This is a genomic window from Streptomyces venezuelae ATCC 10712 (assembly GCF_008639165.1).
GTDB lineage: Bacteria > Actinomycetota > Actinomycetes > Streptomycetales > Streptomycetaceae > Streptomyces > Streptomyces venezuelae.
In genome coordinates this window covers 1,362,074-1,380,615 of record NZ_CP029197.1, presented here as the reverse complement: position 1 = coordinate 1,380,615, position 18,542 = coordinate 1,362,074, and the positions used below count along the sequence as shown (strand labels likewise).

16 protein-coding genes are annotated in these 18,542 nt (G+C 73.1%); 8 read left to right on the top strand and 8 right to left on the bottom strand.

The window, feature by feature from the left end; genetic code table 11:
- Positions 1-90 precede the first annotated feature (90 nt).
- Positions 91-1,443, top strand: a complete 1,353-nt coding sequence (locus DEJ43_RS06040) for a cytochrome P450 (RefSeq protein ID WP_015032427.1) — start codon at positions 91-93, stop codon at positions 1,441-1,443.
- Between the two features lie 120 nt (positions 1,444-1,563).
- Here the strand turns inward: DEJ43_RS06040 and DEJ43_RS06035 are convergent, their stop codons facing one another.
- Positions 1,564-2,526, bottom strand: a complete 963-nt coding sequence (locus DEJ43_RS06035; RefSeq protein WP_015032426.1) for a hypothetical protein — start codon at positions 2,524-2,526, stop codon at positions 1,564-1,566.
- A 141-nt stretch (positions 2,527-2,667) separates the two neighbouring features.
- Between DEJ43_RS06035 and DEJ43_RS06030 the strand changes: the two genes are divergently transcribed.
- Positions 2,668-3,300: a MerR family transcriptional regulator gene (locus DEJ43_RS06030; protein ID WP_015032425.1), complete on the top strand. Its 633-nt coding sequence runs from the start codon at positions 2,668-2,670 to the stop codon at positions 3,298-3,300.
- A 206-nt stretch (positions 3,301-3,506) separates the two neighbouring features.
- Here DEJ43_RS06030 and DEJ43_RS06025 read toward each other — a convergent pair whose 3' ends face one another.
- Positions 3,507-4,340 carry a siderophore-interacting protein gene (locus tag DEJ43_RS06025; protein ID WP_015032424.1) on the bottom strand — a complete coding sequence of 278 codons (834 nt, stop codon included), beginning with the start codon at positions 4,338-4,340 and terminating at the stop codon, positions 3,507-3,509.
- Positions 4,341-4,443: 103 nt separating this feature from the next.
- Positions 4,444-5,349, bottom strand: coding sequence for a 5'-3' exonuclease (locus DEJ43_RS06020; protein WP_041662170.1), 906 nt, complete (start codon positions 5,347-5,349; stop codon positions 4,444-4,446).
- Between the two features lie 424 nt (positions 5,350-5,773).
- On the opposite strand from DEJ43_RS06020, the gene DEJ43_RS06015 reads away from it, so the two are divergent.
- From DEJ43_RS06015 to DEJ43_RS06000, 4 genes are all read left to right on the top strand, one after another.
- Positions 5,774-6,850 carry a quaternary amine ABC transporter ATP-binding protein gene (locus DEJ43_RS06015; protein WP_041662169.1) on the top strand — a complete coding sequence of 359 codons (1,077 nt, stop codon included), beginning with the start codon at positions 5,774-5,776 and terminating at the stop codon, positions 6,848-6,850.
- Positions 6,843-8,654: an ABC transporter permease/substrate binding protein gene (locus tag DEJ43_RS06010; protein ID WP_015032421.1), complete on the top strand. Its 1,812-nt coding sequence runs from the start codon at positions 6,843-6,845 to the stop codon at positions 8,652-8,654. Before DEJ43_RS06015 ends, DEJ43_RS06010 begins: the two co-directional genes overlap by 8 nt.
- A gap of 175 nt (positions 8,655-8,829) precedes the next feature.
- Positions 8,830-9,381: a helix-turn-helix domain-containing protein gene (locus tag DEJ43_RS06005; RefSeq protein WP_015032420.1), complete on the top strand. Its 552-nt coding sequence runs from the start codon at positions 8,830-8,832 to the stop codon at positions 9,379-9,381.
- A complete protein-coding gene (locus DEJ43_RS06000) occupies positions 9,378-10,133 on the top strand; it encodes a helical backbone metal receptor (RefSeq protein WP_015032419.1) in 756 nt (251 codons plus the stop codon). The genes DEJ43_RS06005 and DEJ43_RS06000 overlap by 4 nt, the downstream gene beginning before the upstream one ends.
- On the opposite strand, the gene DEJ43_RS05995 is transcribed toward DEJ43_RS06000, so the two are convergent.
- A complete protein-coding gene (locus DEJ43_RS05995) occupies positions 10,060-11,232 on the bottom strand; it encodes a TDT family transporter (protein ID WP_015032418.1) in 1,173 nt (390 codons plus the stop codon). The two genes, DEJ43_RS06000 and DEJ43_RS05995, sit on opposite strands and share 74 nt — an antisense overlap.
- Positions 11,233-11,302: 70 nt before the next feature.
- Here DEJ43_RS05995 and DEJ43_RS05990 point away from each other — a divergent pair, with 70 nt between their 5' ends.
- Complete coding sequence (locus DEJ43_RS05990) at positions 11,303-12,313, top strand: LysR family transcriptional regulator (protein WP_015032417.1); 1,011 nt, start codon at positions 11,303-11,305, stop codon at positions 12,311-12,313.
- A gap of 93 nt (positions 12,314-12,406) precedes the next feature.
- Here the strand turns inward: DEJ43_RS05990 and DEJ43_RS05985 are convergent, their stop codons facing one another.
- Both DEJ43_RS05985 and DEJ43_RS05980 read right to left on the bottom strand, forming a co-directional pair.
- Positions 12,407-14,035 (bottom strand): amidohydrolase, encoded by a 1,629-nt coding sequence (locus DEJ43_RS05985; RefSeq protein ID WP_015032416.1) that lies wholly within the window; start codon positions 14,033-14,035, stop codon positions 12,407-12,409.
- A gap of 46 nt (positions 14,036-14,081) precedes the next feature.
- Positions 14,082-14,732 carry a TetR/AcrR family transcriptional regulator gene (locus tag DEJ43_RS05980; protein ID WP_041662167.1) on the bottom strand — a complete coding sequence of 217 codons (651 nt, stop codon included), beginning with the start codon at positions 14,730-14,732 and terminating at the stop codon, positions 14,082-14,084.
- A 69-nt stretch (positions 14,733-14,801) separates the two neighbouring features.
- Between DEJ43_RS05980 and DEJ43_RS05975 the strand changes: the two genes are divergently transcribed.
- Positions 14,802-16,256: a purine-cytosine permease family protein gene (locus DEJ43_RS05975; RefSeq protein WP_015032414.1), complete on the top strand. Its 1,455-nt coding sequence runs from the start codon at positions 14,802-14,804 to the stop codon at positions 16,254-16,256.
- A gap of 106 nt (positions 16,257-16,362) precedes the next feature.
- On the opposite strand, the gene DEJ43_RS05970 is transcribed toward DEJ43_RS05975, so the two are convergent.
- Positions 16,363-17,064, bottom strand: coding sequence for a gamma-glutamyl-gamma-aminobutyrate hydrolase family protein (locus DEJ43_RS05970; RefSeq protein WP_015032413.1), 702 nt, complete (start codon positions 17,062-17,064; stop codon positions 16,363-16,365).
- A 36-nt stretch (positions 17,065-17,100) separates the two neighbouring features.
- A complete protein-coding gene (gene eat, locus DEJ43_RS05965) occupies positions 17,101-18,534 on the bottom strand; it encodes an ethanolamine permease (RefSeq protein WP_015032412.1) in 1,434 nt (477 codons plus the stop codon).
- Positions 18,535-18,542 lie beyond the last annotated feature (8 nt).

The following is an 18,542-nucleotide window of genomic DNA, read 5'->3' as shown; positions in this document are numbered from 1 at the left end:
GGACGCCCGCATGCCGGGACGGAGAAGGAGGGCGAGCCGACAGGCTCCCCGTCGACGGCTCCGGCCGCCACTCCGCCCACGGCTCCGGCCATGACTCCGGCCACGGTTCCGGTTGTCGTCGACGGCCCGCGCGGCATGCCACTCCTCGGCAGCCTCCCCGCCTTCGGCAAGAACCCCCTCGCCTTCTTCGAACAACTCAGGGACCGCGGGGACATCGTCCGCTGGCGCTTCGGCCGCAAACCCTCCCTCTTCATCGCCCACCCCGACACCGTCGGCGAACTCCTCACCGAGGTCGAGCGCAGCTTCGACCAGCCCGACCTCGGCATCGCCTTCCGCACCCTCCTCGGGAACGGCGTCATCGTCTCCAAGGGCGCCGACTGGCGCCGCAAGCGCTCCCTCGTCCAACCCTCCGTCCGCCCCAAACAGGTCCGCTCCTACGCCGCGACCATGGCCGACTGCGCCGTCGCCCTCGCCGACCGCTGGACCGACGGACAGCACATCGACATCAAGAAGGAGATGGCGGCCCTCACCCAGCTCATCGCCGTCCGCACCATCTTCGGCGTCGACACCGCGGCCGACGCCGAAGCCATCGGCGCCGCCATGGACGTCGCACAGAAGGAGATCGGCGCCGAGTTCAGCGGCATCGGAGCCGTCCTGCCCGACTGGGTGCCCACCCCCGGACGCGCCCGCATCAAACGTGCCACCGCCGTCATCGACGCCGAGGTCTCCCGCGTCGTCTCCCGTCACCGCGACGGCGAGACCGAACGCCCCGACCTCCTCAGCCGACTGCTCGCCGCCCGCGACGAGACCGGCGCGCCCCTCTCCGACCAGGAGATCCGCGACGAGACCGTCACCCTCTACATCGGCGGCCACGAGACCACCAGCTCCACCCTCGTCTGGGCCTGGTACCTCCTCTCCCGCAACCCCCGGGTCCGCGACGCCCTCACCGAAGAACTCGACCGCGTCCTCGCCGACCACGAACCCGGCTACGACGACTACGCCGCCCTCACCTACACCCAGGCGGTCATCAAGGAGACCCTGCGCCTCTACCCGACGATCTGGCTCATCACCGGCCTCGCCAAGGAAGGCGCCGTGCTCGGTGGCACGCCCGTACCCGCCGGCACCCGCGTCTGGTCCAGCCAGTGGGCCACCCAGCGGGACCCCCGCTGGTACGGCGACGCGGAGGCCTTCCGCCCCGAGCGCTGGATCGAGCGGGAGGGCGAACCCGCCGAGCAGATACCCGAGTACGCCTGGTTCCCCTTCGGCGGCGGCCCCCGCGTCTGCCTCGGCACCCGCTTCGCCCTCGTGGAAGCCGTCCTCGTCCTCGCGGTCCTCGCCCGCCGCTACCACCTGAACCTGACGACCGAAGAACTCCTCCCGGTCCCCAGCCTCACCCTCCAACCGGACCGCGACGTCCTGGCCACGGTACGGACCCGGGACTGAGACCCGCTCCGGGCAGCGCGCTGCGCCCGGGCTCCGGGCGCGGCCCGGGCGAACGGAAGCGTCGTGGTCCGGGGCACCGGAGGCGCGCGTCGCGGCTGGGGCGGGGCTTCAGGCCGTTCGTCAGATCCCTACGCCCCGTGGGTCATGAACGGCCTCCGGCGTGGGGGAAGTGGCCCTGAGGGAGAGGGTCGTTGCTGCGGCGCCCAGGGCGGCGATCGCGGCCGCGGCCGTCAGTGTCGTCGCGTCCGGGGCGAGTAGGGCCTGGCCGCGTAGGGCCTGCCAGGTCAGTAGGGCGAAGGTCGCCGCGTACACCGCGGCGGCCGTCAGGCCGAGCCGGAGTCGTACCCGCTCGTCCGCGAGGCGGGCGAACCGTGGTGCGAGTGCGGCCAGGACGAGCAGCACCAGCGGCAGCAGCTGGAGCGCGTGCATGCCGAAGAAGTGGGGCACGCGCAGGTCGCCGCCCGTGCTCGCCCAGCCGGTCAGCGGCATCGACGGGCCGCCGTCCGGGACGCCGACGGCGTGGCCGCCCTCGATCGGCGGGTGGTCGACGGCGAGCTGTTCCGGCTTCGGACGCACCATCAGGAAGCCGACGGCGGCGCCCGCGAGGGCGATGAGCGAGGAGAGTCGGACGGCCCAGGCCATGGCCCGGTCGAGGATCTTGGCGCGCAGCAGCAGGACCGCGATGACCAGGGCACCCAGCCACAGGACGACGACGGTCGCGCCCATGAGCTGGAACACGGCGTCGTCGAAGGGCGTCGCCTGGTTGAAGTGGCTCTGCGTGCCGCGGATCACCTGGAGGGTGATGAGCACCATCTCGCCGGCGCTGGCCGCGGCGACGACCGTCCCGGCCCACCAGCCGACCCGCCGCCCCCGGGGCAGCAGGGAGAGCATCCAGGCGAGCGAGAGCGCGTACGCGACGAACGAGACCGAGAACTTGAACGGCTTGGTCCAGATCGGCACCCCGACCAGGACGCGGTCGTCGACGAAGATGCCGACCGCCGAGACCAGGGCGAGGACACCCATGGAGGCGGCGAACCAGACCAGTGGCCGGTGGAACCGGGTGAATAAGTTGAGCGAGGACATGCGGATTTCCCCCCGTGGGATGTGCGGACACAGTTGTGGCAGGTATGGATAGTGGCACTAGCTACTATCTGATAGCGCCACTATCTATGATGGGAGGGTCGGTCGGCAAGGCCGAAGCGGGACCAGGAAGGTGAACACGCGGTGCGCATCGGAGAGTTGAGTCGCAGGACCGGGGTGTCCATCCCGACGATCAAGTTCTACGTACGGGAAGGACTGCTGCCTGCCGGAGAACTGACGAGCCCTAACCAGGCTTCGTACGGGGAGACGCATGTGCAGCGCCTCCGCCTGATCCGGGCGCTCCTCGACGTGGGCGGCCTCTCGGTCGCGGCGATCCGCGAGGTGATCGTCGCGCTCGACGACCCCGAACGGTCGGTGCACAAGCTGCTGGGCACGGTGGCGTCCGGACTCGTGCCGCGTTACGACCGCGAGTCCCATGCCGGGATCGAGGAGGCGCGGAAGCAGGTCGCGGCGTTGATCGCCGCGCGTGGATGGCGGGTGGGCGAGGGCAACCCGGCATCGGAGGCGCTCGCCGTGGCCCTCGCGGCGGTCGACGAGGCCGGCCACGGGTCGTTCGTCGAGGTCCTGGACGCGTACGCGGACGCGGCGGAGCGGGTGGCGGGGGCCGACCTGGACTTCGTGGCGCGCAACGTGGCGCGCGAGGAGCTGGTGGAGAGCGTGGTCGTCGGCACGGTCATCGGCGACGCGATCTTCTCGGCGCTGCGGCGGATGGCCCACACGGACACCTCGGACCGGATGTACGGCGAGACGACGTAGGCCGGTCCGGCCGGCCCGTCTTCGGGGGAGTCCGGGCCTGCGGTGCCTGCGGCCGCCCCGTGGCCGGGCCGTGTCGGGGCAGCGGACGCCTGCCACGCCCCTTCTGGATTGCGCCGCGCCTTACGAGAAACGAAAAGCGCGGGGCCCGGGGGTGATCCCCGGGCCCCGCGCCGTGAGCCGGCTCCGCGTCTTCACGGCTCCGCGTCTCAGTTCTCCTGTTCGCGTTCCACCTGGTCGTTCCACTCGCGCTTGATCGCGCGCCACGCCTCGTCCGACTTCCCCTGGCGCCAGTAGCCCGAGATCGACAGGCGCTCGCGCGGTACCGCCCGGTCAAGGCGCAGGTGCCGGCGGAGTTCCTTCACGAAGCCCGCCTCGCCGTGGACGAAGGCGTGCACGTCGCCGGCCGGGAAGTCCAGGGACTGCACGGCCTCGACGAGCGCCTCGCCCACCGGCCGGTCGCCCCGGTGCAGCCAGGTCACGTCGATGCCGTGGTCCGTCGCGAACTTCTGCTCCTCGGCGGCGTCCGAGATCTCCACGAACGCGTGCACCCGCGCCCCGGCCGGCAGCTGCTCCAGGGCCACCGCGATGGCCGGCAGCGCGCTCTCGTCGCCCGCGAGCAGGTGCCAGTCGGCCGCCGGGTCCGGCGAGTAGCCGCCGCCGGGGCCCAGGAAGCGCACCGTGTCGCCCGCCTCGGCGCGCGCCGCCCACGGGCCCGCGAGGCCCTCGTCGCCGTGGACCACGAAGTCGATGGTCAGCTCGCGGTGGACCGGGTCCCAGGCGCGCACCGTGTACGTCCGCGTGGTCGGCCACTGCTCCCGGGGGAACTCCTCCCGGATCCGCTCCATGTCGAACGGCTCCGGGTAGGCGACGCCCTCTGGGGCGAAGAGCAGCTTCACGTAGTGGTCGGTGTAGGTGTCGGCCTCGAAGGCGCCGAGGCCGGGCCCGCCCAGGACGATCCGCACCATGTGCGGGGTGATCCGCTCGGTGCGCACCACGCGCGCCTCGGTGGCCTTCGGTGCCTTGCGGGGCTGCTCCGCCACGAGTGGCTCTCCTGACTCGAAGTGACTCGATGGGTCTCAAATAGCTTAGGTAAGCCTAAGTTATCATCCCGAGGCGCTGTCGACCCAGTGCGAGCCGATTTCGTCAGCGGTCCAGGACCGGCAGCAGTCGTCCCACGGCCCCGCCGAGACCCCAGCGCTTGACCAGCGCGTCGAGCGCCGCCGGGTCCCTGGGTGCCGTCGGCAGGGTCGCGTCGAACTCCGGCAGCGGTACGTCCCCGGCGACCTTCACCACCGTCGGAGCGACGTCCAGGTAGGCGGCCGCCTCCACGATTCCGCGCCGCTTGGCGGGGGTCAGCTTCGACGTCCGGTCCTCGGCGGCCGCCCGTACCCCGGCCAGGTCGCCGTACTCGGTGATCAGCTGGGCCGCCGTCTTCTCGCCGATGCCCTTCACTCCGGGCAGGCCGTCGCTGGCGTCGCCGCGCAGCGCCGCGAAGTCGGCGTACTGGTCGGGGCGCACCCCGTACTTGCTGACGATCATGTCCGCGTCCACCAGGTCGCAGTCGCCGACGCCCTTGCGCGGGTACAGCACCCGTACGCTCCGGGCGTCGTCGACCAGCTGGAACAGGTCCCGGTCGCCCGTGACGATGTCCACCGGGCCCCGGGCGCGGCCCGCGAGCGTTCCGATCACGTCGTCCGCCTCGTACCCCGCCGCGCCGATCCGGGCGATGCCGAGCGCCGCCAGGACCTCCTCGATCACCGGGACCTGGGGGGACAGGGTGTCGGGGATCTCCTCCTCGTCCGGTCCCGTCTCGGTCACGACGGCCACCCGGTGCGCCTTGTACGAGGGGATCAGGTCCACCCGCCACTGCGGCCGCCAGTCGTCGTCCCAGCAGGCCACGAGGTCGTCAGGCTGGTGGTCCTGGACGAGCCGGGTGATGAAGTCGAGCAGTCCGCGCACGGCGTTGACGGGAGTGCCGTCGGGGGCGCGGACGGAGTCCGGCACGCCGAAGTAGGCCCGGAAGTAGAGGCTGGCGGTGTCGAGGAGCATGAGGCGTCGAGTCACCTCCCCGATGTTAGGGCTCGGCGCGCCCGCGGCGCCCGAAGCCGCATTCGAGCGCCCACACCCACACGCGCAAGCCCACACCCGCACGCGCAAGCCCGAAGCGGCACATGCGACGCCCACACCCGCACGCGCAAGCCCGATGCGGCACGTGCGACGCCCACACCCGCACGCGCCACGCCCGCGGACGCCTTCCCCTGCGTCCGCGGTTCCGCCCCCCTCCGCGTGACCCCCGTCACCTTTGCGTTTGCACCCTGTGAAGCCGGGCAGGCGCGTGCCCGGAGCGAACCCGGTACGGGATTCAACAAAAGGATCCCCGTACGCGACGGGTGGCGGGCCGATCCCGCCCGCTCCACGGCCCGGCCACGCGGGGGTGGTGGGGGCCGTTTTCGTTGCTACCCGTGAGGTTCATGTGTCCAGGCTCCAGGCAGACCACCTGTACAAGGTGTTCGGCAGACGACCCGACGAAGCCGTCCGCAGGCTCGCCGCCGGCGCCGACCGGGAGGAGCTGCGTGCCGAGGGGACGACGGCAGCCGTCGTCGACGCCGGGTTCACCGTCGAGCCCGGCCAGATCTTCGTCGTGATGGGGCTCTCCGGATCCGGCAAGTCCACCCTGCTGCGCATGCTCAACGGCCTGCTCGAACCGACCGCCGGGCGGGTCCTCTTCGACGGCCGGGATCTCACCGCGCTCTCCCCCCGCGACCTGCGCACCGTGCGCTCCACCAAGATCAGCATGGTCTTCCAGCACTTCGCGCTGTTCCCGCACCGAAACGTCCTGGAGAACGCCGGCTACGGCCTGGAGGTCCAGGGCGTCCCGCGCGCCGAGCGGGAGGTCCGGGCCGCCGAGGCCCTGGAGCTGTGCGGCCTGGCCGGGTGGGAGAAGTCCTGGCCCGACGAGCTCTCCGGCGGCATGCAGCAGCGCGTCGGCCTCGCCCGCGCGCTCGCCACCGACGCCGACCTGCTCCTCATGGACGAGTCCTTCAGCGCGCTCGACCCCCTCATCCGCCGCGACATGCAGGACCAGCTCCTGGTGCTCCAGCAGCGGCTGAAGAAGACGATCGTCTTCATCACCCACGACCTCAACGAGGCCATGCGCCTCGGCGACCGGATCGCCGTCATGCGCGACGGCAGGATCGTGCAGCTCGGCACCGCCGAGGACATCCTGGTCCGCCCCGCCGATGACTACGTGGCCTCCTTCATCCAGGACGTCGACCGCTCCCGGGTGCTCACCGCCTCCGCCGTCATGACGGGCGGCGCCACCCCGGTGGACTGCCCCGCCGACTGCGCCTGCCAGGCCGTCGGCCCGGACACGCTCGTCGCCGACCTGTGCGCCGTCGCCGCCCGCGCCCCGCACCCCGTGACCGTCGAGGACTCCGACGGCGCCGTCCTCGGAGTCGTACCGACCGAGCGGCTGCTGGCCGTGATGGGCGGGCTCGGCGCGAGGAATGCCGAGGACGCGGATGCGAAGGAGGTGACCGTCGGTGCCTAGGCTTCCCCTCGGTGAGTGGGTCGACAGTTCCGTCGACTGGCTCCAGGCCCAGTTCTCCTGGCTCTTCGACGCCGTCAGCACCGGTGTCACCGGTCTCTACGACGGCATCGACGCCGTCCTGTCCGCGCCCCAGCCGCTGCTCTTCGCCGGCATCCTCGCCGTCGTCGCCTGGTGGCTGCGCGGCCTGGCCGCCGGTGTCCTCGCCTTCGCCGGGTTCGCGCTCGTCGACTCGGTGCAGCTGTGGGACGAGGCCATGGCGACGCTCTCCCTCGTCCTCGTCGCCACCTTGGTGACCCTGGTGATCGCCGTGCCGCTCGGCATCTGGGCGGCCCGCTCGAAGACCGTCAGCGCCGTCCTGCGGCCGGTGCTCGACTTCATGCAGACCATGCCGGCGATGGTCTACCTCATCCCCGGCATCATCTTCTTCGGCGTCGGCGTGGTCCCCGGCATCATCGCCACGATCGTCTTCGCGCTGCCCCCGGGCGTCCGCATGACGGAGCTGGGCATCCGGCAGGTCGACGGCGAACTCGTCGAGGCCGCCGAGGCGTTCGGCACCACCCCGCGCAACACGCTGCTCCGCGTGCAGCTGCCGCTGGCCCTCCCGACGATCATGGCCGGTGTCAACCAGGTCATCATGCTCGGCCTTTCGATGGTCGTCATCGCCGGCATGGTCGGCGGCGGCGGGCTCGGCGGCGCGGTCTACCGCGCCATCGGCAACGTCGACATCGGTCTCGGCTTCGAGGCCGGCGTCTCCATCGTCGTCCTCGCCATGTACCTGGACCGGATGACCGGTGCCCTCGGCCGCCAGGTCTCCCCGCTCGGCCGCCGCGCCGCGGCCAAGGCCCGCGCCCTGCTCAGCGCCAAGCGGCCCGGGGCGAAGCTCTGGGCGCACCGCCCGCAGCCCGTCACGGCCCTCGTCGGTGTCGTCGTGCTCGCCCTCGTCGCCGGTGGCACCGGTGTCTTCGGCGGGTCGGGCGCGAGCTCGACCACGGCCTCGGGGCCGAACGGCGGCCACGGCAAGAAGATCAGCATCGGCTACATCCCCTGGGACGAGGGCATCGCGTCCACGTTCCTGTGGAAGGAACTCCTGGAACGCCGGGGGTACGAGGTCGAGACCAAGCAGCTGGAGGCCGGCGCGCTCTACACGGGCCTGGCCGGCGGCCAGCTCGACTTCCAGACCGACTCCTGGCTGCCCGTCACGCACGAGCAGTACTGGAAGAAGTACCAGAACAAGCTGGAGGACCTCGGCTCCTGGTACGGCCCCACTTCCCTGGAGCTCTCCGTCCCCTCATACGTGAAGGGCGTCGACTCCCTCGCCGACCTCAAGGGCAAGGCGGGACAGTTCAAGGGCCGGATCGTCGGCATCGAGCCCAGCGCCGGCATGATGGGCATCCTCAAGGACAAGGTGCTCAAGGAGTACGGCCTGGAGGGCGAGTACGAGGTCGTCGACGGCTCCACGCCCGGCATGCTCGCCGAGCTGAAGCGCTCGTACGAGCGCAAGGAACCGGTCGTCGTCACCCTCTGGTCGCCGCACTGGGCCTACTCCACCCACGACCTGAAGAAGCTCGCCGACCCCAAGGGTTCCTGGGGCAAGGGCGACGGCGTCCACACCCTCGCCCGTAAGGGATTCGCCGCCGAGAACCCCGAGGTCGGCAGCTGGCTGAAGAACTTCGAGCTGACCGAGAAGCAGCTCACGGACCTCGAAGCCGTCATCCAGAAGACCGGCAAGGGCAAGGAGCAGGAGGCCGTCCGTACCTGGCTGGACAACAGCCCGGGCCTCGCGGAGAAGCTCGCCCCGCAGTAGCCTCCACGGCACCCGACGGCGACCGGTGAACGGTTCCTGTCCGAAAAGGGGTGGTCGCCGAACGTGTTCGGCGACCACCCCTTTTCGTCACGACGCGAAACCCCGCCCCAAAGCTGCGTAAGGTTCAGGTAACCGCCCGGTACGGGACGCACGAGGCACGAGGGAGGGGGCCGACATGGACGAGAAGGAATCACCCCGCGTGGGCGCGGCCGTCAAGAGGAGACGCAGAGCGCTCCAGCTCACGCTGGCCGTCGTCTCCTCGCGCAGCGGTCTCTCCGTGCCCTTCCTCAGCCAGGTCGAGAACGACCGGGCGCGCCCCAGCCACCGCTCGCTGGAACTCGTCGCCGACGCCCTGGAGACCTCCGCCGCCGACCTCCTGGCCGCCGCGGAGGCCTCCCGTACGGTCGACGTCGTGCGGGCCGACGAGCGTTCTCCCGCGCTGCCCCCGGGCGTACGGGCGGTCGTGCGCGGCCGCCATCAGCTGCACGCCCTGGAGTTCACCGGCGAGCAGGACGCGGGCCGCGAGTTCCAGCACCGCAACGACGAGCTGCTGTACGTGGCCGACGGCGCCGCCGAGGTCGAGGCGGAAGGGCGCGCGTACCGGCTGGACCGGGGCGACACCCTCTACCTCTCCGGCGGGGTACGGCACCGCTGGCGCGCCACCGAACCGGGCACCCGGCTGCTCGTCGTCGCCGTCGCGGAGCACGTCGAGGCCGAAGAGGAATGACCACGCGCCCGGGGCCCTCGCTTCGCGGGACCGTGCCGCGGGTCGTCTCCCTCGTGCCCTCCCTGACCGAGGCCGTCGCCGTCACCGCGCCCGGCGTGCTGGTCGGCGCCACGGACTGGTGCAGCCACCCCGCGGACCTCGGCGTCGCCCGCGTCGGCGGCACCAAGAACCCCGACGTCCCCGCGATCACCGCCCTCCGCCCCGACGTCGTCCTCGCCAACGAGGAGGAGAACCGCGCCCCCGACCTCGCGGAACTGCGGGCCGCCGGGCTCGACGTCCTCGTCACCGAGATCCGCACCCTCGACCAGGGCCTGCGCGAGCTGGAGCGGGTCCTCGCCGCCTGCGGCGCGCCCCGGCGGCCGCGCTGGCTCGACGAGGCCGAGGCCGCCTGGGACGCGGTGACCCCCGAGGGGACGTACACGGCGGTCGTGCCGATCTGGCGCCGCCCCTGGATGGTCCTGGGCCGGGACACCTTCGCCGGTGACCTGCTGGCCAGGATCGGGGTGCGCAATCTGTACGCCGAGCACCCGGAGCGCTATCCGCGCCTCCCGCTCGACGAGCTCCGCGCCGCCGCGCCCGACCTGGTCGTGCTGCCGGACGAGCCGTACCGCTTCACGCGCGACGACGGCCCCGAGGCGTTCCCCGGGGCCGCCGCCGCGCTCGTCGACGGGCGGCACCTCACCTGGTACGGGCCGTCGCTCGCGGCGGCGCCGCGGGTGCTGACGCGGGCGCTGCGAGCAGCGAGCCGCTGACGAGGCCGCGCAGGGTGTGGGCCCCGGCCACCAGCCAGGCGGCGACGAGGCACACGTACAGGCCGATCGCGAGCCACCGGAACGCGGCGAGGCCGGTGTGCTGGGCGAGCCCCTCGGCGCCGGTCACACAGGTCCCGACGGGGAAGGTGAACGCCCAGAAGGTCATCGCGAAGCCCATGCCCTGTCGGCGGGCCCGCAGCACCATCGCCCCGGCGAGTCCCAGCCACAGCAGGGCGAAGCCCATGACGGGCACGCCGTAGAGGACGGCGAAGGAGGCGAACCCGTGGGCGTACGGGGCGGGCAGCACGCCCGGGGCGACGTCGGCGAACTTGTTTGCGGCGGTCGTCGACTGGCCGAGCGGGCCGAGGACGAGGAAGAGGGTGGGGGTGAGCGCGAGCGGCAGGGGGCCGCCGGTCACGAGCCGCCCGAAGACCAGCGGCAGCATGACCAGGGTGGCGAGGAGGCTGACGCCGAACATCGCCCAGCAGGCCAGCAGCAGGGTCTCCTGCGCCTGACCGGCGGGCAGATGGGGCACGAGCAGCGGGCCGAGCGCGGCGGAGACCATGGGGGCGACGACCGGCAGCAGCCACACCGGGGAGGCGCTCTCGATCTTGTGGTGGACCACCATGAGGTACGGGATGCCGACCGCGGCCGCCAGGCCGACGACCGTGCCGGCGGTGAACAGGACGGTGTCGAGGGCGACGGCGGCCGGGAGGCCGATCCAGTCCCGGCCCACGATCATCGCGCCGCCGCCGACGGCGAGCAGCGCCATCGACAGACAGCCGTAGAACGGCGCCACGGCGGGGTCCAGGAGGTGCGCCCGTGCCTGGTCGCGGTGGCGCACCCAGTGCACGGTGCGGGCGCACAGCAGGACGAGCAGCATCGCGAGCGACAGCGCCCAGACGGCGGCGCAGGCGGTACGGAGACCGGGGAGGTCCAGCGGGAGGGAGGCGCCCGCGGTGGCCACGATGGCCGTTCCCATGACGGAGGCGTACCAGTTGGGTCCGAGGTGACGGACCGAACGGGCCGGGAAGGCGGCCGGCCGGGCGCCGGGGGTGGTGGCGCGGGGGGCAGGACGGGGAGGTGCGAGGCTTGCCATGGCTCCACGTTCGCCCGCTTTCCCCGCCCCCACCAGGGATCATGCGGCTATGACGTCATAAGCTGGCTTTATGAGCAGCAGCGGGGAGTTCGAGGAACGGTCCACGCCGGCGACGACGTCGGCGTCCGCGGGGGAACGCCGCGGCGAGCCGTACGGGGCCGACGTCAAGGCGCAGCTCCACCACCGGGTGCCGGATCTCGGCGCGCTCGAACTGCTCCTCGCCGTCGCCCGGCACGGCAGCCTCGGCGCCGCCGCCCGCGAGGTCGGCATCACCCAGCCCGCCGCGAGCAGCCGCATCCGCTCCATGGAACGGCAGCTCGGAGTGGCCCTGGTCGACCGCTCGCCGCGCGGATCACGGCTCACCGACGCGGGCGCCCTCGTCACCGACTGGGCGCGCCGGATCGTCGAGGCGGCCGAGGCCTTCGACGCGGGCGCGCAGGCCCTGCGCGGACGGCGGGACTCGCGGCTGCGGGTGGCCGCGTCGATGACGATCGCCGAGTACCTGCTGCCCGGCTGGCTCATCGCGCTGCGCGCCGAGCGCCCCGACACGGCGGTGTCGCTCCAGGCGGGGAACTCGGCGGTGGTCGCGGAGCGACTCCTCGCGAACGAGGCGGACATCGGCTTCGTGGAGGGCCTCGCCGTGCCCGACGGCCTCGACGGGGTGGTCGTCGCCCATGACCGGCTCGCGGTCGTCGCCGCCCCCACGCATCCCTGGGCCCGCCGTCGCGGCCCGCTGGACCCGGCGGAGCTCGCCGCGACCCCGCTGGTGCTGCGGGAGCGCGGCTCGGGCACCCGGCAGGTCCTGGACGCCGCGCTGTCCGCGCACGGCGGCCTCGCGCAGCCGCTGCTCGAACTCGCCTCCACGACGGCGGTGAAGGCGGCCGCCGTGAGCGGGGCCGGCCCGGCCGTCCTCAGCGAGCTCGCGATCGCCGAGGAGCTTGCCTCCCGCCGCCTGGTCGCGATCCCCGTCGGAGGCGTCCAGCTGCGCCGCGACCTCCGCGCCGTCTGGCCCGCCGGCCACCGCCCCACGGGCCCGGCCCGAGACCTGCTGTCCCTGACCCGGGCCCGCCCGACGGGCTGACCACGGCCGACCACCGGCACCTCGGCGCCTCACGCCGACCCCTCACCACACGGCCGCCCCCCGGCGGCTCGCGCCCGCCCTGCCGAGGCTCTCTCAGACCTCCGTCGCCCGGTGGGTGATCCGGCCGTCCAGGACCGTCAGCAGGACCGGGAGGTCCGGCAGGTCCGTCGCCGGGGTCGTCAGGGGGCTGGCCGCGAAGGCCGTCAGGTCGGCACGGAAGCCCGGGGCGATGCGGCCCGCCTCGTGCTCCTCGCCCGCCGCGTACGCCGCCGCCGTCGTCATGCCCCGCAGCGCCTCCAGTGCCGTGAGCGCCTGCTCGGGGCCGTGCGGCGGCATACCCAGGTCCCGGCTCGGGCGCCGGTGGCGCGCCCCGGCCATCACGCCCAGCGGCGGGAACGGCGCGATCGGCCAGTCCGAGCCGAGCACCACCGTGGCCCCCGAGTCCACCAGGTCGCGGCAGCGCCACGCGCGCGAGGCCCGCTCCTCGCCGAGGCGGCGGGACCAGTTGTCGCTGTGGTCGGCGCGGGTGAAGTCGCAGCAGTGGGTGGGCTGCATCGACGCGAGGACGCCCAGGTCGGCGAAGCGGCGCAGGGTGTCGTCCGGCACGGTCTCGATGTGCTCGACCCGGTGCCGGACCTCGCTCCCGCCGGTGGTGCGGGCCTTCTCGACGGCGTCGAGGGCGTGCCGGACGGCCGCGTCGCCGATGGCGTGGGTCGCGGTCGGCACGCCCGCCCGGTGCAGCTCGCCGACGATGTGCGTGTACGCGGCCGGGTCGGGCCAGAACGCGTGGGTGGACTCGCCGTGGCAGTCGGGGCGTTCCAGCCAGGCGGTGCCGTTGTCGATGGTGCCGTCCATGAAGAGCTTCACGCCCGCGACCCGCCACAGCGCGCCGCCGGTGCCCTGCCGCTCGATCAGGGCCCGTACGCCGTCCGCGTCGGTGCCGGGCTGGCACCAGGGCGCCACCCGGAGCCGTAGCGCCAGCTCACCGGCGGCGTCGAGCTCCCCGTACAGCGCGAGGCTCTCGCCGTTGGCGTCCATGGCGTGACCGCCGGTGAGCCCGGCCGCGGCCATGGACCGCAGGGCCTCGGCGAGCCGCTCCCGGCTCTCCTCGGGGGTCGGGCGGGGGGCGACCCGCTCGACCAGCGCGCAGGCCGCGTCCTCCTGGAGGAACCCGGTGGGGCGGCCGTCGGCGTCGCAGACGACCTCGGCGGAGGCCTGGTCGAAGGTGCGGGGGCCGTCGACCCCGGCGAGTTCGAGCGCCCGCCGGCTGGCGAGCGCCGAGTGGGCGTCGAAGAGCAGCAGGAAGGCGGGTACGCCGTCGAGTACGGCGTCGAAGGGGGCGGTGCCGACGGGCCGGTCGCCGAAGACGTTGGGGTCGAGGCCCCAGCCGAAGAGCCAGTCGCCCCGGCCGAGGGTCCGCACCTCGCGGGCGAGGGCCTCGCGGACGTCGTCGAGGTCCGCGCAGTACGACAGGTCGAGGCCGTGGGTCAGTTCGGCGCCCGACACCGGGTGCAGGTGTCCGTCGACGAGTCCCGGGGTGACCACGGCGCCCTTGAGGTCGACGACCGTGGTGGCGGGGCCCGCGAGCGCGCGGATCTCGCGGTCGTCGCCGAGGGCGGCGATCCGGCCGTCGTCGGAGACGGCGAGCGCGGTCTCGGGCAGGAACGCCCCCGTGCCGGGGTCGAGCAGACGGGCGGAGAGCAGGACGAGTCGGGTGCGCACGGTGGCTCCAGTGGGGGAACGGGCAGGGCGAGGGGGCGGGGTCGGGTCAGGACGGTTCGGCCGGCGCCGGTACGTCGCTCAGCGCGCCGTGCGCCAGGCCGAGTTCGCGTTCCGCCGTGGTGAGGGCCATGCGGGTCACGGCCTCGGGGCGGTTGCTCCGGTCGGTGTTGGCGTGGGCGCCGAGGCCGTCGAGGACCACCAGGATCTGGATGGCCGCGGTGCGCGGGTCGTCGGTGCGGAACTCGCCGCGCTCGACGCCTTCGCGGATGAGCCGCTCCAGGCGGTCGTCGGAGGCGAGTTCCTGTTCGGCGACCCGGTCGCGCAGGACGGGCCGGTAGCGGCTGAGGTGCCGGGCGTTGATCCAGAGGCGGCTGATGTCGTCGTAGGCCTCGCCGGCGGAGAGCGCGAAGTAGCGCGCGAGGTACTGCGTGGGCGTCCCGTGGGGGCGCTCGGCGGGCAGCAGCGCGTCGAGTTCGCCGGTGGCGGCCACGCTGAACGCCTCGCCCACCAGATCGTCCGCCGAGGGGAAGTAGTGGCTGATCAGACCGGGTCGTACGGCGAGTTCGTCGGCGATCCGCCGCAGGGTGACGCATTCGAGGCCCTCGGTGAGGGCCACCCGGGCGGCGGTCTCCACGATCTCCGCCCGGCGGGCCTCGGGCGTTTTCCGGATTCTCTTGCGCGGGACGCTTGACGGCATAACGGCGATGCTATTGAGTGTGCGACCAATAAGCAACCAGGTGGGCACCACACGCATCCGGAGGGCCGCATGGCTTCCACGATCCCCGACCCGCTCGCCCGCTCCGAGGGCGCGCCGGTCGATCCGCCGGCCACCGACCGGCCCGGCCGCGTCGAGGCCCACGGCATCGACCACATCCCCGACACCGAGCGCCACGGACACCCCCGTGAGCTCTTCTCCGTCTGGGCCGCGGCGAACGTCAACTACCTCAGCCTGGTCATCGGCGGCGCCCTCGTCCTGATGGGCCTCAGCCTCTGGCAGGCCGTCGGCGTCATCGTGGTGGGCAACCTCTTCTGGCTGCTCACCGGTCTGCTCGCCACCTCGGGACCGGCCGCGGGCGCCCCCAGCGAGGTGATCACCCGCGCCGTGTACGGCGTCCTCGGCAACCGGGTGAACAACGCCGTCGGCGGCTGGCTGGTCTCCGTCTGCTACTTCGCCCTCAACCTCGCCGCGGCGGCCACCGCCGCCTTCGCGCTCGTCGAGAAGGCCGGCCTCACGGCGAACACCCCGGTCAAGGTGGCCGTCATCGTCGTGATCGCCGCCCTGACACTGGTCATCAGCGTCTACGGGCACGGCCTGATCATCAAGCTGTACCTGCCGATCACCCTGGTCCTCGCCGGGGCCTTCACCGTCGTCGCCCTCGCCGTCCTGCGGCACGCCGACTTCTCGTACGCCCCCGCCGAGCCGGTCCACGGGACCGCCCTCTGGGCGCTGCTCCTCGCGGGCACCACGATGATCGCCTCGGGCCCGCTCTCGTACACGACGAGCGCCGACTTCTCCCGCTACCTGCCCCGTACGGCCTCGAAGAAGGCGATCATCGGCTGGACCGCGTTCGGCGCGTTCCTGCCCAGCGTCATCGTCTGCTCCCTCGGCGCCTTCGCGGCCACCGCCGTCGACATGACCGACCCTCAGACCGCGCTCCAGGAGATCCTGCCCGGCTGGTTCGTCCCGGTGTTCCTGCTCGCCCTGGTCATCGGCACCATCGCGATCAACGCCCTGACCGCGTACAGCGCGGGACTCGCGCTCCAGGCCGTCGGGCTCCCCGTCCGGCGCTCCGTCAGCGTCCTCTTCGACGGGGCCGTCGCCGTCGCCCTCACCCTGTACGGGCTGCTCGTCTCCGACTTCCTGGACACCGTCAGCAACGCCCTGCAGGTGATCACCGTCCTGATCGGCCCCATGGCGGCGGTCTACGCCACCGACGTCCTGCTGCGCCGGTGCCGCTACGACGGCCCCGCCCTCTCGGACGAGACCCCGGGCGGCCCCTTCTGGTACACGGCGGGCGTCAACCGGGCGGGCGCGCTCGCCCTCGTCGGGGGCGTCACCACGGCGGCCCTCTGCGCCGACACCCTCTACACGGGCCCGGTCGCCGCCGCGCTCGGCGGCGTCGACCTCTCGCTCCCCGCCGGGATGGGCGTCTCCGCCGCCCTCTACGCACTCCTCATGCGGAACGACCGCGTCCTGACGGCGGCCCGCGCGGCGGCCTGAGCGGCGGAACGGGCAGCCGTCGGGCGCGCGTCACCGCCGTCCACACGTCGCCGCTGGGCGCGGCCTCACCATCGGGCGCGCGTCACCGCCGTCCCACGCGTCACCGTCAGGCGCGCCCCGCCGTGTCCGAGGCCGTCGCCGCCGCCACGAGCCCCCGCATCACGCGCAGGTCCTCGCCCATCTCCGGGTGCCACTGGACGCCGAGGACCCAGGCCGGGGCCGCCAGCTCGACCGCCTCCACCGTGCCGTCCTCGGCGTGGGCCGAGGCCGCGAGCCCCGCGCCCAGCCGGTCCACGGCCTGGTGGTGGTAGGTCGGGACCTCGGCGAGTTCCGGCACCAGGGAGGCGTAGCGGCTGCCCGGCACCGGCTTCACCGCGTGCCGGCCGATCACCCCGACCGCCTCGGTGTGCCCGTCCAGGTGCTGGACCAGCGTCCCGCCGCGCGCCACGTTCAGGAGCTGCATCCCCCGGCAGATGCCGAGCAGCGGGGTGCCGGCGGCGATCGCCGCGTCGATCAGGGCCAGTTCCCAGGCGTCCCGCTCCCGGGCCGGCGGGCCGGTCCGGGGGTCGCGCTCGGCCCCGTACCGCACGGGCTCGACGTCCGCCCCGCCCGCCACGACGAGACCGTCGAGCCGGGCCACGACCGCCGCCGCCGTCTCCGGCGCGTCCGGCGGCAGCATCACCGCGATCCCCCCGCTCTCCTGGACGAGGCGTGGGTACCGCGCGGGAAGCAGCGCGGCCGGCATGTCCCACACCCCCCAACGGGCCTGGTCCAGATAGGTCGTCACGCCGATGAGCGGCTTGTTCACGGAAACGTCCTCCAGGGGTGCGGAGCAGCGGGCGGGTCAGTCGCGTTCGAGCTCGGCCTCGGCCGCGGCGAGCGCCGCGAACTCCTCCTCGGGCGCCCTGGCCACCAGATGGTGCCGACTGTAGAACGCGAAGTAGGCGAGGGCGATCACGTACACCCCGAGCGCCATGAACGCCGCCGTCCGGTCCACCAGGAAGGTCGCGACCAGCGCCGAGAGGGCCAGCACGAAGGCCACCGACGAGGTGACGATGCCGCCGGGCGTGCGGTACGGCCGGTGCAGTCCGGGCTCGCGGCGCCGCAGCACGATGTGGGAGAGCGCCATCAGGGCGTACGAGATGGTGGCGCCGAACACCGCGATGTTGAGCATCCGGGCCCCGTCCCCGGTCCCCGCGGCCAGCGCGAAGCCGATCGCACCCGGGATGAGGAGCCCCAGGTACGGCGACTTGCGGCGGCTGGTGAGGGAGAGGAAGCGCGGCAGGTAGCCCGCCCGGGAGAGGGCGAACAGCTGGCGCGAGCCGGCGTAGATGAGGGAGAAGAAGGAGGCGACCAGACCGGCGAGGCCCGCGTAGTTCACGAACCGGCTCAGCGCCGTCGGCTCCCCGTCGCCCTGGAGCGCCACGACCAGCGGGTTGCCCGCCTCCTGGACGGCGGCCGACCCGCGCGCCCCGGTCGCCGCGAAGAAGGTCATCACGGCGAGCAGCACCAGGATGCCCATGGAGATCGCGAGCGCCCTCGGCATCGACCGCACCGGGTCCTTGGCCTCCTCGGCGGCGAGCGGCACGCCCTCCACGCCGAGGAAGAACCACATGCCGAACGGGAACGCCGCCCAGATCCCGAGCAGGCCGAACGGCAGCCAGGAGCTCGCCCCGAACGCCTCGCCGTCGACCGGGATGTCGTTCAGGCCGTCGACGTGGAAGTCGGTGAACGCGCCCAGCGCGAAGACGACGAGCGCCGCGACCGCGACGGCCGTCACGACGAGGCTGAACCGCAGGGCCTCTCCCACGCCCCAGAGGTGGATCCCGATGAAGAGCGCGAAGCAGACCAGGTAGACGGGCCAGCCGGATTCCAGGCCGAAGAGGCCGAGGGACTCGACGTAATCGCCGATGAAGATCGAGATCGCGGCGGGCGCCAGGATGTACTCGATGAGGATCGCGGTGCCGGTGAGGAAGCCGCCCCAGGTGCCGAGCGCGCGGCGGGCGAAGCCGTAACCGCCGCCCGCGGTGGGCAGGATGGCGGAGAGTTCGGCGAGCGCGAAGACCAGACAGGCGTACATCGCGCCCATCAGGACGGTGGCGACGGCGAGGCCGCCGAAGCCGCCCTTCGACAGGCCGATGTTCCAGCCGGAGAAGTCCCCGGAGACCACATAGGCGACGCCGAGCCCGGTGAGCAGCAGCCACCCGGCGCTGCCGCGGCGCAACGCCCGGCGTTCGAGGTAGTCGTCCTTCGGTGGCGTGGTGTCTTCGAGCGTCATGGCAGCGT